Genomic DNA, 12,130 nt, shown 5'->3' on the forward strand with positions numbered 1-12,130 from the left:
CAATGTGTATTATATCAGTATTGACCAAAACAAGTTAATATTTATTCGTAATCAATTTCTCCAAGTTAAATAAAAAATTAAATTGCTACTTTAATGAAACTACGACTTTACACACTACTAATCGCTATGATGGCTCTTTGCGGTAGTTGCGAGAAAGACAATCCACAACCTCGCAAGAAACCCCAAGATAATTATGATCGGTTTGAGATGCCGAAGGTGGATGTTAATTAAAATTAGGTATATTTAACTATGGAAAAGATAATAAGACTACAAGGAAACAAGAACAAGGTTTATTTTCCTACATCAATTTTATCTATTGAACACATAGACAATGATCGAAATGGTAATATTTACACCAGAATAGTTTTTACTGACGGTTCATCTATTAGAGTATCAGACCACATTGACGATATTTTATACAATCTTAAAAAACAGGATGGAGATTTGGTACTAGAAGAATATCAGTATAAAATTAAAGGGAAAGTAGTTTAAAAAAGCCCCAACCTGGTGAGGAAGCGGTTTGAAAAGTCATTTGTTTATATTTATTTACTATTTTTTTTATTTTCTTTTATAACTTTCTCAATTGTTTTCATACCACTAATAAATTGAGAAAATGCGAAAATATTTTTTACAATATTTATAGTCAAAAATATTGAATAAATTGAAATTATATTGATAATAAAAATTACTGATACATTAATTAATAAAGCAAAATGATTTGTAAGTGAAAAGTGATTTGAAATCTCAGTGTTTATGAACCATTTAATTAAATAATTTAATATTAAACTTACACACATTGATAATAGTGCTACTCCAAAAGTTGCACTTGTTTTTTGAAATGTATTATATTCTTCAGCGTCTATTTTAACTAGTTTGGATAATATACTATCAGAGAATCCACCAATTAGCATTGCATATCCTCCTAATGCGAATCCCAAAACATTTGGTATAATAGACAGATTTAGTTCATTTACTTTAACCAAAAGAACAAATGAACTTTCAGAATAAAACGAAAAACAAGAAAAAATAAAACACAAAAATAATGATAGCTTAAAAAGTTTGCTTTTTTTTAAATTTTCATAAATAGGATATATTTTAAAAAAATCCTTCCAGCTAGTCCCATGTAATCGTTTAATTTTTTCTCCACTAATCATTGTTCATCAAATTATTCGTTTTATTATATTGTACCATTGTTGCCACTTATTTCCCTCTTCATCATATTTCTCATCTACAACTTTAGGCTTACTTGCATTTGAAATTGAAACAATCTGATTACTATCTGGTCGCTTAATTTGTGCAGATTGGATTTCTCCATTTCTTTCCGCAAGTTCTAAGCCACCTTTTAGAATAACTGATTCGTCTAGATTTAAACCTTCATCTTTATTGTCAGCTTTTGCAGACACTATTAAGGAGCCTACATTTCCTGCCTTCAACTGATGATCTAGTTCTTTGCCGAAAGTAGGTGTTAGATCATCATTTGTATAGGAGATTTTGTATTTTAAACCAAATAGTGCTTTCGCATTATAAATTTCTTCAATTATTTTTTCATCTTTCTCTAATACAACTGATAGGATATCCTCTTCGTCCAATAATTCGGTTAATCGATCATACAAAAAATCATAAACATTAAATGGGGATGGACCACCGACAACCTTTTCTAGCCCTAATCTGTGGATTTTAGGTATAAAAATGAAATCTGCCTGAATTGGCATCATTAAACCTTTTTGGTTCGGTTTTTTAACTACCTTATCTCCATCTAAAACATTAACCTCATCGCCTTCAATATAAGTACCTCTAGCAATTCTTCCATAGACATACTCAGGAATTTCCTTTTCTGAATATCCTAATAAACCATACATCATTACTGCTTCATTTTTAGTAATTGGGTAAGGTTTTTTAGAAACAGATAGTTTTTTAATAATATTTAAATATTCTTTAGTTCTTTCGTCTCCAGTTTTCTTAGATTGTATCTTAATATTGAAAATGTAAAAATTTAATTTGATCTCCATGGTTAATAATAATTTGATTTAGTAACAAACATAATATTTTAGCTCTATAAAAAAAACTTACTATTAAAAGATGTAAGGTTTTCAACTAACAATTATAAACCTAAATTATGAATGGACAAATAAAGTTTAATTATATAGAAATTATTAAATCTTATCCATTATAATACGAACCTACTCCACCTTAAACGTAACCACAAAAACCAAAGGGTCAACATCAGCAGTATCCAAGTAGCCTTACTTTTACCAATAGACTAAATACTTAAAGAATCATATTCCAATTTCTAATTTGCGATGAATATCTCAATAAAAATGATATTTTTTTACAAAACTTTACTCGATTAAATAATTTATATATTATTAAGGCATTTTTGTAGTTTTAATCAACGGAATAAGTTTAATTGTTATATTTGGTCACCAAACTTAAATAGAATAAATTATGGAAAGGAATTTTACGAATTTAATAACATTATTTAATAGAAATCATGGTGCTACAATTGCTTTGGCCAAACTCTTACTAACAAATAAACAATTCGAATTGTTTCTTTTTGAGGCCGAAATAGAAGCGCAACATTCTATGATGGACTTTTTAGAATTAAATCCCCAAGATTTTGATGATTTGGAGAATTGCAAAGAAATTATTAAAAATAATATCAATCAATTACAAATACAGAGAGATTCTATGATTAAATAGAGAAAGAACTATCAGAACTCTATGCTTTTCTAATACCAGAATAATCATCTCTTAAAGCTTTCGTAGGGTAGAAACCTAATAGAGTGGTCAAAAAAAAAAGCCCTTTTGTACCTGGCGATACATAGGGGCTTTAAATTATTAACGTCTGATTATGGAGCTATTTAACAATGCTTTTTTTAATTGATTGTACAATCAATTTTCATATAAAAAATCGATGAAACTAATATAGCATTTATACTGTAATTCCTTAAAATTTTATTTAATTAATCATTTCCGTGCCATTCATTATTATAACTTTTTAGTTTCACAGCGTGATTCTTATTAAGTAAAATTTCTTTTATTCTTATTTCTTCACCGAAAAAATTAGGATAGCCTTTTAATGATTCTAGGCAATAAATCTTCTTCATTTATGATATTATAGATGATGGTTTAATATTGTTTGGTATGTTCCGAAAACTTTAAAGCATCAAAATGCCTCCATTCTGAAAAAAGAAAATTTTTGGATATAATTGTCTGGCACCTTTGGTTATTTAGTTAATTAAACTGCTTCGAATCGAAAAATAAAGTTTAAAACTCCATCATTAGATTCCAGAAGTTCGAAATTAATAAATTCAATGAACTCCAATTCATTTTGTAGCCTTAGATCATTCTGTACAATCCTAACTATTGTTTCGAGGTAATTATTCTCTTGGGAAGAAATGAGGGTTTCCGATATACCTAAGGTTGTGGTTATGATTTGATTCATATTTGGTGGGTAATAAATATTATTTTTATTTCTTTCTAGGTGAACTTCGAGTATGAGGTCTTACATATGTTCCATTTTTTCTATAATATCCTTTGACATGAACAGTACCACTAGAGGATGATGCTGGCTTATATTTAACTTCAGAATCTCTTTTCAAGGAATCTTGGGAGCTAGCAGTAGAAAGTGTTTGTTTATAATCAAGTCTAGTATAAGATTTAAAAGATGGTCGATAAATATATCCAACCTTCCCTTTATATTTAACTTTTCTAAATCCTTTACTAGATTTATCTAAAATCATGTAAATAGGCTCACCAGATTTAACAGATTCAATTTGAGTAGAATTTAAATTATTTTTAATGTAAACATTCGCATCCTCAGTAATAGTAACAGTGTAATAACTTTCTGTTGTATGAACTCTACAAGATGATAACAGAGCGATTATTATAATAATTAGAAAGTATGGTTTCATAATAATTAGTTTTTAAGTAAAACTACTCAAATTTATATTTCAATTTTACGGTTAACCGTAATTAATAAATTAAGGCATGTATTTAGCAAATACGACTCAATCCATTATTAATAAAATGTCATCATCTTCAATTATTAAGGAATCCAGATGAACTCCATTAACTTTAATATAAACGTGCCCTCAATGGTCTGCAATGTTCTTCTTTTCTTTGCCCCAATAAATTCAGGCAACTTAATGTCAAAAGTAAAATTGTAATTATTGATATCATGTTAATAAGATTTTGTGATTAAAAGATACTTATTTAACCTAAAAAGTATTCCAACTCGGATTTGGTTTTTCTAAGGACCTGATTCTGATTTAGGATATTTCAATTGAAGAATAATTCTTATTTTTGATTTATAGTACATTCTTTATGCAAAATACCGATAAAATAAATCGGCAGTTTGAGCGTAGACATCTTAAAAATATCAAAAACAATCAAGCTAAGATCAACAAAGCTTATCAAACAGCAATAAATAAGATCTATGCTTCTTTACCTAATGTGAAAACAAAGAGTCGGTTCGATATTGAAAGGATTTCCCATCTCAAGCGTTTGGTCGATAACGTCCTTGCTGAATGGCATGAGGAGTTTTTAACCATTATGGTCAATGGTGTCCATGAAGCTTGGAACCTCTCAGAAACTAAACTTGATGATATCCTTGGTCAGTACACCATTGGAAAGGCAATCAGTCCTTTGATTCAGGATGCTTTATTCTCCAGGAATGCAGAAGCATTGGAGGCGTTTCTTGTTAGAAAGAGCGGAGCGAAGGGTCTTGATCTTTCGCAACGGGTTTGGAATTACCATAATCAGTTTAGATTCGAGATCGAGAATAATTTGGCAATGGGTATTCAAGAAGGAAGATCTGCAGCACAAATGGCTCGAGATCAAAAGCAATATCTTGTTGAACCTGATAAGCTGTTTAGGCGTGTGCGTGATTTTTCAGGGAAATTGATTCTTTCAAAAGCCGCAAAGGCATATAATCCAGGTCAAGGTGTTTACAGATCATCCTATAAGAACGCTCTAAGAATGGCACGTACCGAAACGAACATAGCCTATCGTTCGGCCGATAATGATCGATATGCTCGATCAAAGGTTATTCTAGGCTACGAGGTGAGATTATCTGACAGACACCCAACATTTGACATCTGCGATCATTTAAAGGGAAAGTATCCAAAGGATTTCAAGTTTGTAGGCTGGCATCCGCAATGTATTTGCTTTACTGTTCCGGTACTTCCTTCAGCTGCAGAATATGACAAATTCGAGAATGCTTTGTTGAACGGGAAATCTTATGATCTAAAAAGTCAAATAAAGGACAGCCCTCAAATGGAAGAATACGTTAAGAACAATAAAGACAGAATTAAGAAGTACGCAAATAAGCCTTATTGGATAAAGGAAAACGGGATAAAGTTATAAATCATTATCTGTTGGTGCGTTTTTTATATTTAGACCCATCATACTATTAATTTTTAATTGGTTGATTTCTTTTTTTAACCAATCGTTTTCCATTCTGAGGATCGAATTTATATATCCATAATCTTTCCCTGGTTCATTACTACTATTTTGAGAAAATTCACTTTTAGTGTCACTACTTCGATTAATTCTCTCCAAATTTTGTAAAGCAGATAAAATTTGATCCAAAACCTCTTCACTTGTAGGTTTTTTAGGTTTAGGTCCAGGTGTAGTTTGATTTAATATTTCATTAAAGTTATTTTCAAATTCATCCCAATATTTATCAAAAACTAATTCGACAATTTTGCTATCTAGTGGATTTGCTGAAAGTGCATTCACAGTATTCAATAGTTGAAACATTGAATCCTTAATGGGTAAGGTATGATTAAATTGTGCAAGCGGATCATTAATATCACCAGGCTCAAGATCAATTAAAAAAGTAATAACTCTATTTGAATCAAGTCCTTTTGCTAATGATCCAGCTTCAAAAAGAATCCAAGGAGCATTTAGATTCTCTCTAGTTAAGCATACAATACCAACACTAGTTTCTGCTAATTCTCTATTTATTGCAGGGAACCAAAGTTCACCTCTACCGATACCCCTAGTTGAAATCCATGGTTGTAATGATTGAATTGTGCATTTTAACCACGTGTTTAACAATTCAGCGACTTGCTTACTTCTTTCTCCTGACCAGCTTAAAAATACTCTCATAGGTTAAATGATTGGATGCTGCTAATATATTAAAAAAAGTCATCACGTAAATCCATTTTGAATTTTATCTATAACCATTTTTTAATGAATGATTAGCTTTTTAGGTTTCCCTTCAAGTTTAATTCAAATTTATCGACCGAATAAAATTTATTAGATGTGAAAAATGACTTTGAAAAGTCATTAAGTGATAGATCGTTTCAATTACTATTTCTTCCTGATTAGAGGTGAGAACCTGTGAAGTATAAAGATCAATGTAATCCTTGATTTGCGCATCGATCCTTCTTTTTCTTTCAATCAAATTTTGTTTTTCAAAATCATCTCCTAGATGATCGATTAATATAAATTTCTTTGTTTCCATGATTTCAAAAATTATAATTGACATTTCAGCAAGTTTGTCAAGTTGTTGAGTATAATTAAGAGTGTGTATAATCTAACATAGAAAATAGAGCCATATCAACATCATATTCAACCTTCTTTTCGAATGTTTTTAATTTTTCAATTATATGCTCCCTTTTTATTAATAAAGATGAAAGCTCGCTCTGACTTGAGTATTGAGCATAATTAATTTCTCTTTTAACCTCGATTAACTGTTGTTCTAAATTTTGCTTTTCCATTTTTTCTTTGTTTGTGTTGTGCAAATATAAGTGCTAATATTTATTTAGACAAGTAAAATATAAAATAAAGTGCTAATATTTGTTATTTGATTGATTGTAGTTACTTATTGAATAAGTAACCGCTTTATGCCCCCTATATTAGTATTTTGACCTATAAGCCTAAGTAATTTTGAATTACTTAAGAATTCTAAAAAGACATAATTATGTGGGAAAAGATTTTAGCACAACTGATTTCCAAAAATCCAGGGGTGTCAAAGGCGGTCCTAACCTTAATTGCCCAGAAATTGGCAGGGAAGGTAACGGAAGAAAGCCAGATCGAGGGAGCTATTTCCGATTTCGAAGCTAACTCAGTATTAAGCATTAAGGATTATGCAGATTTCGTTCAGAAGGATGGGGATACACGTGTCGGTGAGGCAAAGAAGAAGTGGGATACAGAGAACAAGAAGCCTGAACCAAGCAAAGATGATCAACCTCCAGCAGATAAGAAAGATGTGAAACCTGATGATATCAATTCAATTGTTGCAAGTGCAGTTGCCGCTGCTTTGAAGCCAATTCAAGAAATGGCAAGCTCAATGCAGAACAACAATCGATTATCAAGCCTAAAAGCCCAATTAAAAGCCAAAGGTATTGATGAGAGTTGGGCTGAGGATGTTCTTTTTAATGAAGAATACAATGAGGAAAACACAGTCGCAAAACTTGAAACTAGGTGGAACAATACAATCCAAGCAGGCATTAATAAGCAGGTTTCCGAGGGTAAACTCCATTTAGGCAATTCAGCTACCGAAGAACAAGGGATCCAAGCCATTAAAGATTATGGTGCTAATAAAGGATTTACTAAGGAAGCTGGTTACAATATCCAAGAAGTTTAAAAATGGGATTAAAAATTACTGAACGTAGAGATACACCTCAAGTACCTATTGAAGTTTCTTACTTTGAAGATTTTCCAGGCGGTGGAACACTTAAAACCGATGGTCTTATCCAAGGTGATGTTATTCAGCGAGGTGTATTAGGGAACTTTGATGAAGCAACTAGGTTGTTTTCAGTTCTCAAAACTTTTGTTGTTGCCGAGACGGCAGCTAACAATGCCGTAAATATCAAGATCAAGAAAACAGTTAACGAGCAACCGAACCTAGCTTTGGTTGGAACAATTGTATCCTTTGAAGTTGGTGGAACGGCTTATGCAGTCACTGCAATCGATAAATCAAATATAGACTATGATACCATTACGATCGGAACCACATTAGGTGTTTCCCTTCCAGCTGGTTCTGTTCTGTTTGAATCTTCGGCTACCGGTGCAACTGCCGGGACTTTGAAGGTCAATGTAAACGGGTGGTTGCGTGAGGATGCAGATGTCGATCAAAACGAATTTGTATCGGTTGGTAGACGCGGTACTCTTTATGAAAGACGTTTACCCCAAGCAGTTCCACAAGCTGTAAAGGACGCTCTTAAGGGTTTGATCATTTTTTCACAACAGCACTAAGAAAGGGAAAATTAGAAAATGGCACAAACAATTATAAAAGAGCTATCCAGCGAGAAAAAGCTGAAGACTTATATCGATGAGACAAAAGCAAGGTTTGCACCTATTTTTTGGCCATCGTTGAGTAGAAAGGAAACCACGGATAATCTTCGTTGGGATATCCTTATCGGTGAAAGAAAATCAGGGGTTGCAGGTAATGTAACTGCATTTGATGTTTCTGCACCATTGCACTCACGTGATGCATTGAGAGAAAAAGGCGGTAAAATTCCTTCAATCCGTGGTAAACGTGTTATGAAAGAAACTGATTTTCGTAAATACATCAATTTAAGAAAGCAAGGTAGAGCAACTTCTGAACTTTTGGATTTGGTGTACGACGATGTATCTTTCTGTTCAATAGCTGGTCACAAACGCGTCGATTGGATGGAAGCTAAACTATTGTCCGATGCTGGTAGAGTAAGTTTTACTGATACAAATAATGTTGGGGCGGTTACACAGTTTAATGTGGACTTCAATATCCCCAATAAGTATGGTGTAAGTGTAGTGTGGTCAGATACCGAAGGCAGTGATCCTCTGAAGGATTTAAAACAAACCATTATTCTGCCATTGGCTGAAAAAGGGATTACTGGAGGTATCATTCGGATGCACCCAGCTAAGATCTTTCAATTGCTTGAATCTAAAAAAGTTCTCGCAAAGTTCGGTCTTTTGACAAAGGGTCAAGTTGACGGAATTGATTTTGATCTGTCCAAATTGAATGCTTACATGGCTGCCAATAACTTTCCTACCATCAGGGCTTTCAACGCATCGATCGGTAATGAGCAGGATGGAAAGGTTGTTTATTCAAACCCATGGAATGTGGACAATATCACTTGGACACCTGAAGGGCAGTTATTTACTGTTTTTGATGCGGGTAGTGTAGAGGATGAGGTTAAAATTGACGGTTTAATTTATTCTAATTACATGGGTAATTTAGTTAAAAAATGGTCTGAACCCGATCCAGCACGTGAGTTTACAGCGTATGAATTTAATGCGTTCCCTGCTTTGGATGTGGCTGATGAAATGATCACAGTCAACACCAATAAAGTGGGTTCATTTGAATAACCATGACTAAAAAAGAAGCCTTTCTACAAGTTGTTCAAGTAGGTACTGTCGAAGATGAGGCCGCAGAAGTTTATTTGCTTTCCGCTGGCATTATTTACGATGATGTGTTCAATGGTGACCTTGGTGAACTGGAAAAAGCGGCTGTGCCACTTCTTCAAAGTTTGCTTTCGGTCAGTTCACAGAGTGAGGGTGCAGCATCTTGGAGCAATTGCCGGGAAGGCATTAAGGATAGGCTTCTTTTTTTAGCTCGAAAACACGGGATGGAGGATATCGTAAAGGACGTTCTTAAAATTCCTGTTATCAAGAAATTCGATTGGGGAGCATGATCAGAAAAAGGGCACATATCTTAAAATATCAAGAGGTTGTTTCTTCTGAAGGTCATTATGATGAGTTTGATAATTGGATTCCTGGTGATTCCGTTAAAAGAGATGTGGAGCTTATTTGTAGGGCAGATCCTAACAGTTCAGGTAGGACCATCCCAAATAACCAAGGTCAGGATTTCGTTTATAGCTTTTCGATTTTCCTCAATAATATCCCTGAATCGTTAAAACCGGGAGTTGAGATAAAAATCTTTGAAAAGGGAAAAATGAAAGCGCTTGGACCTGCTATTATGTCTTGGGACTATCAAACTACCAAAAGGCTATGGGTCTAAAGGCGAAATTCACTAAGGCCGATATCTCCAAGTATATCGAGCAAAAGCGTGAGATTATCAGATCGGCAATTTTGAATCGTTTGGAATTGACCGGGTTTGAGTTCGTAAAACTTGCTCGTGAAAAAACGGCAGCTGAAGGTGGTTTCAACGATGTGACCGGTAATCTTAGAAGTTCGATAGGTTTTGCCATTGTTGATCATGGATCGATCAAGCTTGAGAATTATGAAAAGAGCAATAGCGGTTCGGGAGGTGGAAACGGGATGCAGGAAGCAAAGGCCTTCATTGCCACACTTTCGGATAAATTCGAATCCGGATACGCTTTAATTGTCGTTGCTGGAATGTCGTATGCTGCAGCTGTGGAAAGTAGGGGAAAGGACGTGATTACAGGCTCTTCCATTATTGTCGAGGAAACCTTAAAACAGGCAATTCAAAGATTAAAAAGTAAGATATGATCACCACAACCGAGGCAATTGATATACTTTATCTATTCGTAAAGAATTCTGTTATTCTTTCTGATGCAAAGAAACCCAATGGTAAGCTCTGCAAGGGAGATAGGCCACAGGATTCCAATCAAGAAGATATCGTTTTCGATGCCATTGGAGGTTTAAATCGCTCACCTGTTCAGCGTGGGGTTTTGCTTTTGAATATCTATGTCAACAACCTTAATCCTTTAGAAGTTCCGAACATTGGTAACGGTAAAAATGTGAGGGATTCAACGAGAATAAAATATTTATCTCAACTGATTCAAAAGGCATTTGAAGGGGTGGACGGTGAGGTTTGGTTAAATCAAGATACATGCTTTGAAGTCTCATCCGATGATGTTTTCGAGGATAATGGTAATAATCAGCATTACATAAGTTTTAGAATTAGTTTTTACACAATTAAATAACAAAGAAATGTCTAGACCAAAAAATATATTGGGTTTAAAGAACGTACTGATTGGCCCGGTTGGTGCCGATGGTGGTATGGGGACTACCTTAACCGAGATCTTGGGAGCGACCGTGAAAGGTTCAGCATCCTTGGTTCTTAATGAAGGTACAACCACGGACGTGGAGATCGAAGAAACTGATGTTCCTTACGATCAACTGGATGCTACACCTGCGAAATGGCTTTTCCAAGGTGAATCTTACAATGTCTCTGCAAAAGCATTGAGTGAACTAGGTGGTGGAACATTGACAACTGGAACAGCTGGCGCACCGGATTCTATTGATATGGATATCCCTAGTGCTGTTGAAGTTTCGGTAGCAACCGAAACGCAGAATGGTGCGAAATTGGATATCGCTCGTATGAAACTGAATATCTATCCACAATTCGACTTCAAAAAAGAAGCATTTGGACGTGTAATTTTCAAAGGTACTCCTTTGAAACCTACAAAGGCAGGTACGCCTACAATCAAGAAAACAGACGCCCCTTCGGCTTAAAACTTGACAGAACGGCTAGTTTGTCAAAATTGGCTAGCCGTTTTTTAAACCAATTGAAATGCACGATAACGAATCTACAAAACAGGATGTTGAAGCCTACCTTGATGCTGCGATAGAAATCAAAGTTCCTTTGCCTTTTCACGTGAAAGGAATTTTTCAAAAGCTTTTGGTACGCATTGGATTGAAGCGACAACGATTTCTGACCTATAGATTAAGAAAAATAAAGGTCGGTAACCGTGAGCGAATGGCCATTAGAACCGCAAAGTTACCAAAGCAGATCTATAACGATTCAAGTATCATAAACCGAGTTTTGGAGCTTTCAAGAGACCATACTTCGGATTTAGTCTATTGTGCTGCGGTTGCCCTTCAGAATGATGAAAACGAACCTGAAGAAATACTTTTAAATGCGTTGAAATGGGTTGATGATGAATTTCTTTTCGATGTTCTGACAAAGAGTGTTTCTCAGATCGATTATAAAAATTTTTTGAACTCTATCGTCTTATTGACCGGAATCCAGAGCTTGACGATGAAGGAAACCCAATAAATGACGAGCCTGAAAGATATGCAGGGGATAATAGCCTGCAAGCACAAATAAACAATTATAGGAAATATTTCAGGGTATCTAGGGAATATGTCCTATGGGAGCTTTCCTATTACAGTTTTATAACTGAATTATCGGTTATTCCTAACCCGCAAAAAAAGGAAAACAGTGAGGTTTCATCGCAAGATGAGGAAGAAGATTTTCTAAAAAAGA

17 protein-coding genes are annotated in these 12,130 nt (G+C 34.2%); 12 read left to right on the forward strand and 5 right to left on the reverse strand.

What is annotated here, in order from left to right; genetic code table 11:
- Window positions 1-249: 249 nt before the first annotated feature.
- Window positions 250-492, forward strand: coding sequence for a hypothetical protein (locus ACP6L2_RS01185; RefSeq protein WP_440507486.1), 243 nt, complete (start codon window positions 250-252; stop codon window positions 490-492).
- A gap of 50 nt (window positions 493-542) precedes the next feature.
- On the opposite strand, the gene ACP6L2_RS01190 is transcribed toward ACP6L2_RS01185, so the two are convergent.
- Together ACP6L2_RS01190 and ACP6L2_RS01195 are read right to left on the reverse strand one after the other, a co-directional pair.
- Window positions 543-1,154, reverse strand: a complete 612-nt coding sequence (locus ACP6L2_RS01190; RefSeq protein WP_440507487.1) for a hypothetical protein — start codon at window positions 1,152-1,154, stop codon at window positions 543-545.
- Between the two features lie 6 nt (window positions 1,155-1,160).
- Window positions 1,161-2,009, reverse strand: a complete 849-nt coding sequence (locus ACP6L2_RS01195; RefSeq protein WP_440507488.1) for a DUF4747 family protein — start codon at window positions 2,007-2,009, stop codon at window positions 1,161-1,163.
- 436 nt (window positions 2,010-2,445) lie between these two features.
- On the opposite strand from ACP6L2_RS01195, the gene ACP6L2_RS01200 reads away from it, so the two are divergent.
- Complete coding sequence (locus ACP6L2_RS01200; protein WP_440507489.1) at window positions 2,446-2,700, forward strand: hypothetical protein; 255 nt, start codon at window positions 2,446-2,448, stop codon at window positions 2,698-2,700.
- 770 nt (window positions 2,701-3,470) lie between these two features.
- Here the strand turns inward: ACP6L2_RS01200 and ACP6L2_RS01205 are convergent.
- Window positions 3,471-3,914, reverse strand: a complete 444-nt coding sequence (locus ACP6L2_RS01205; RefSeq protein WP_440507490.1) for a hypothetical protein — start codon at window positions 3,912-3,914, stop codon at window positions 3,471-3,473.
- Between the two features lie 412 nt (window positions 3,915-4,326).
- Between ACP6L2_RS01205 and ACP6L2_RS01210 the strand changes: the two genes are divergently transcribed.
- Complete coding sequence (locus tag ACP6L2_RS01210; protein WP_440507491.1) at window positions 4,327-5,367, forward strand: hypothetical protein; 1,041 nt, start codon at window positions 4,327-4,329, stop codon at window positions 5,365-5,367.
- Here ACP6L2_RS01210 and ACP6L2_RS01215 read toward each other — a convergent pair.
- Window positions 5,362-6,114: a hypothetical protein gene (locus tag ACP6L2_RS01215; protein WP_440507492.1), complete on the reverse strand. Its 753-nt coding sequence runs from the start codon at window positions 6,112-6,114 to the stop codon at window positions 5,362-5,364. The two genes, ACP6L2_RS01210 and ACP6L2_RS01215, sit on opposite strands and share 6 nt — an antisense overlap.
- 413 nt (window positions 6,115-6,527) lie before the next feature.
- Complete coding sequence (locus ACP6L2_RS01220; RefSeq protein WP_440507493.1) at window positions 6,528-6,728, reverse strand: hypothetical protein; 201 nt, start codon at window positions 6,726-6,728, stop codon at window positions 6,528-6,530.
- A gap of 203 nt (window positions 6,729-6,931) precedes the next feature.
- Here ACP6L2_RS01220 and ACP6L2_RS01225 point away from each other — a divergent pair, with 203 nt between their 5' ends.
- From ACP6L2_RS01225 to ACP6L2_RS01265, 9 genes are read left to right on the forward strand one after another with little or no spacing between them, the layout of a single operon-like run.
- A complete protein-coding gene (locus tag ACP6L2_RS01225) occupies window positions 6,932-7,597 on the forward strand; it encodes a hypothetical protein (RefSeq protein ID WP_440507494.1) in 666 nt (221 codons plus the stop codon).
- Window positions 7,598-7,599: 2 nt separating this feature from the next.
- Window positions 7,600-8,208, forward strand: a complete 609-nt coding sequence (locus ACP6L2_RS01230) for a hypothetical protein (protein ID WP_440507495.1) — start codon at window positions 7,600-7,602, stop codon at window positions 8,206-8,208.
- Between the two features lie 18 nt (window positions 8,209-8,226).
- Entirely contained in the window at window positions 8,227-9,303 is a 1,077-nt protein-coding gene (locus ACP6L2_RS01235) for a hypothetical protein (RefSeq protein WP_440507496.1), read from the forward strand.
- 2 nt (window positions 9,304-9,305) lie between these two features.
- Window positions 9,306-9,629 (forward strand): DUF6706 family protein, encoded by a 324-nt coding sequence (locus ACP6L2_RS01240; RefSeq protein WP_440507497.1) that lies wholly within the window; start codon window positions 9,306-9,308, stop codon window positions 9,627-9,629.
- The gene (locus tag ACP6L2_RS01245) at window positions 9,626-9,955 is read left to right on the forward strand and encodes a hypothetical protein (protein WP_440507498.1); all 330 of its coding nucleotides are present in this window, start codon (window positions 9,626-9,628) and stop codon (window positions 9,953-9,955) included. Before ACP6L2_RS01240 ends, ACP6L2_RS01245 begins: the two co-directional genes overlap by 4 nt.
- Complete coding sequence (locus ACP6L2_RS01250) at window positions 9,946-10,407, forward strand: hypothetical protein (protein ID WP_440507499.1); 462 nt, start codon at window positions 9,946-9,948, stop codon at window positions 10,405-10,407. Before ACP6L2_RS01245 ends, ACP6L2_RS01250 begins: the two co-directional genes overlap by 10 nt.
- On the forward strand, window positions 10,404-10,844 hold the full coding sequence (locus ACP6L2_RS01255) for a hypothetical protein (RefSeq protein ID WP_440507500.1): 441 nt from the start codon (window positions 10,404-10,406) through the stop codon (window positions 10,842-10,844). The genes ACP6L2_RS01250 and ACP6L2_RS01255 overlap by 4 nt, the downstream gene beginning before the upstream one ends.
- A 7-nt stretch (window positions 10,845-10,851) precedes the next feature.
- A complete protein-coding gene (locus ACP6L2_RS01260) occupies window positions 10,852-11,376 on the forward strand; it encodes a hypothetical protein (RefSeq protein ID WP_440507501.1) in 525 nt (174 codons plus the stop codon).
- 58 nt (window positions 11,377-11,434) lie between these two features.
- Window positions 11,435-11,920 carry a hypothetical protein gene (locus ACP6L2_RS01265; protein WP_440507502.1) on the forward strand — a complete coding sequence of 162 codons (486 nt, stop codon included), beginning with the start codon at window positions 11,435-11,437 and terminating at the stop codon, window positions 11,918-11,920.
- Window positions 11,921-12,130 lie beyond the last annotated feature (210 nt).

The organism is Sphingobacterium lactis (genome assembly GCF_051951495.1).
Classification (GTDB): Bacteria; Bacteroidota; Bacteroidia; order Sphingobacteriales; family Sphingobacteriaceae; genus Sphingobacterium; species Sphingobacterium lactis_A.

Excerpts from the sequence above, each read along its gene's own strand:
- ACP6L2_RS01185 (WP_440507486.1), top strand. The coding sequence starts at position 250 with ATGGAAAAGATAATAAGACTACAAGGAAACAAGAACAAGGTTTATTTT.
- ACP6L2_RS01190 (WP_440507487.1), bottom strand. The coding sequence starts at position 1,154 with ATGATTAGTGGAGAAAAAATTAAACGATTACATGGGACTAGCTGGAAG.
- ACP6L2_RS01195 (WP_440507488.1), bottom strand. The coding sequence starts at position 2,009 with ATGGAGATCAAATTAAATTTTTACATTTTCAATATTAAGATACAATCT.
- ACP6L2_RS01200 (WP_440507489.1), top strand. The coding sequence starts at position 2,446 with ATGGAAAGGAATTTTACGAATTTAATAACATTATTTAATAGAAATCAT.
- ACP6L2_RS01205 (WP_440507490.1), bottom strand. The coding sequence starts at position 3,914 with ATGAAACCATACTTTCTAATTATTATAATAATCGCTCTGTTATCATCT.
- ACP6L2_RS01210 (WP_440507491.1), top strand. The coding sequence starts at position 4,327 with ATGCAAAATACCGATAAAATAAATCGGCAGTTTGAGCGTAGACATCTT.
- ACP6L2_RS01215 (WP_440507492.1), bottom strand. The coding sequence starts at position 6,114 with ATGAGAGTATTTTTAAGCTGGTCAGGAGAAAGAAGTAAGCAAGTCGCT.
- ACP6L2_RS01220 (WP_440507493.1), bottom strand. The coding sequence starts at position 6,728 with ATGGAAAAGCAAAATTTAGAACAACAGTTAATCGAGGTTAAAAGAGAA.
- ACP6L2_RS01225 (WP_440507494.1), top strand. The coding sequence starts at position 6,932 with ATGTGGGAAAAGATTTTAGCACAACTGATTTCCAAAAATCCAGGGGTG.
- ACP6L2_RS01230 (WP_440507495.1), top strand. The coding sequence starts at position 7,600 with ATGGGATTAAAAATTACTGAACGTAGAGATACACCTCAAGTACCTATT.
- ACP6L2_RS01235 (WP_440507496.1), top strand. The coding sequence starts at position 8,227 with ATGGCACAAACAATTATAAAAGAGCTATCCAGCGAGAAAAAGCTGAAG.
- ACP6L2_RS01240 (WP_440507497.1), top strand. The coding sequence starts at position 9,306 with ATGACTAAAAAAGAAGCCTTTCTACAAGTTGTTCAAGTAGGTACTGTC.
- ACP6L2_RS01245 (WP_440507498.1), top strand. The coding sequence starts at position 9,626 with ATGATCAGAAAAAGGGCACATATCTTAAAATATCAAGAGGTTGTTTCT.
- ACP6L2_RS01250 (WP_440507499.1), top strand. The coding sequence starts at position 9,946 with ATGGGTCTAAAGGCGAAATTCACTAAGGCCGATATCTCCAAGTATATC.
- ACP6L2_RS01255 (WP_440507500.1), top strand. The coding sequence starts at position 10,404 with ATGATCACCACAACCGAGGCAATTGATATACTTTATCTATTCGTAAAG.
- ACP6L2_RS01260 (WP_440507501.1), top strand. The coding sequence starts at position 10,852 with ATGTCTAGACCAAAAAATATATTGGGTTTAAAGAACGTACTGATTGGC.
- ACP6L2_RS01265 (WP_440507502.1), top strand. The coding sequence starts at position 11,435 with ATGCACGATAACGAATCTACAAAACAGGATGTTGAAGCCTACCTTGAT.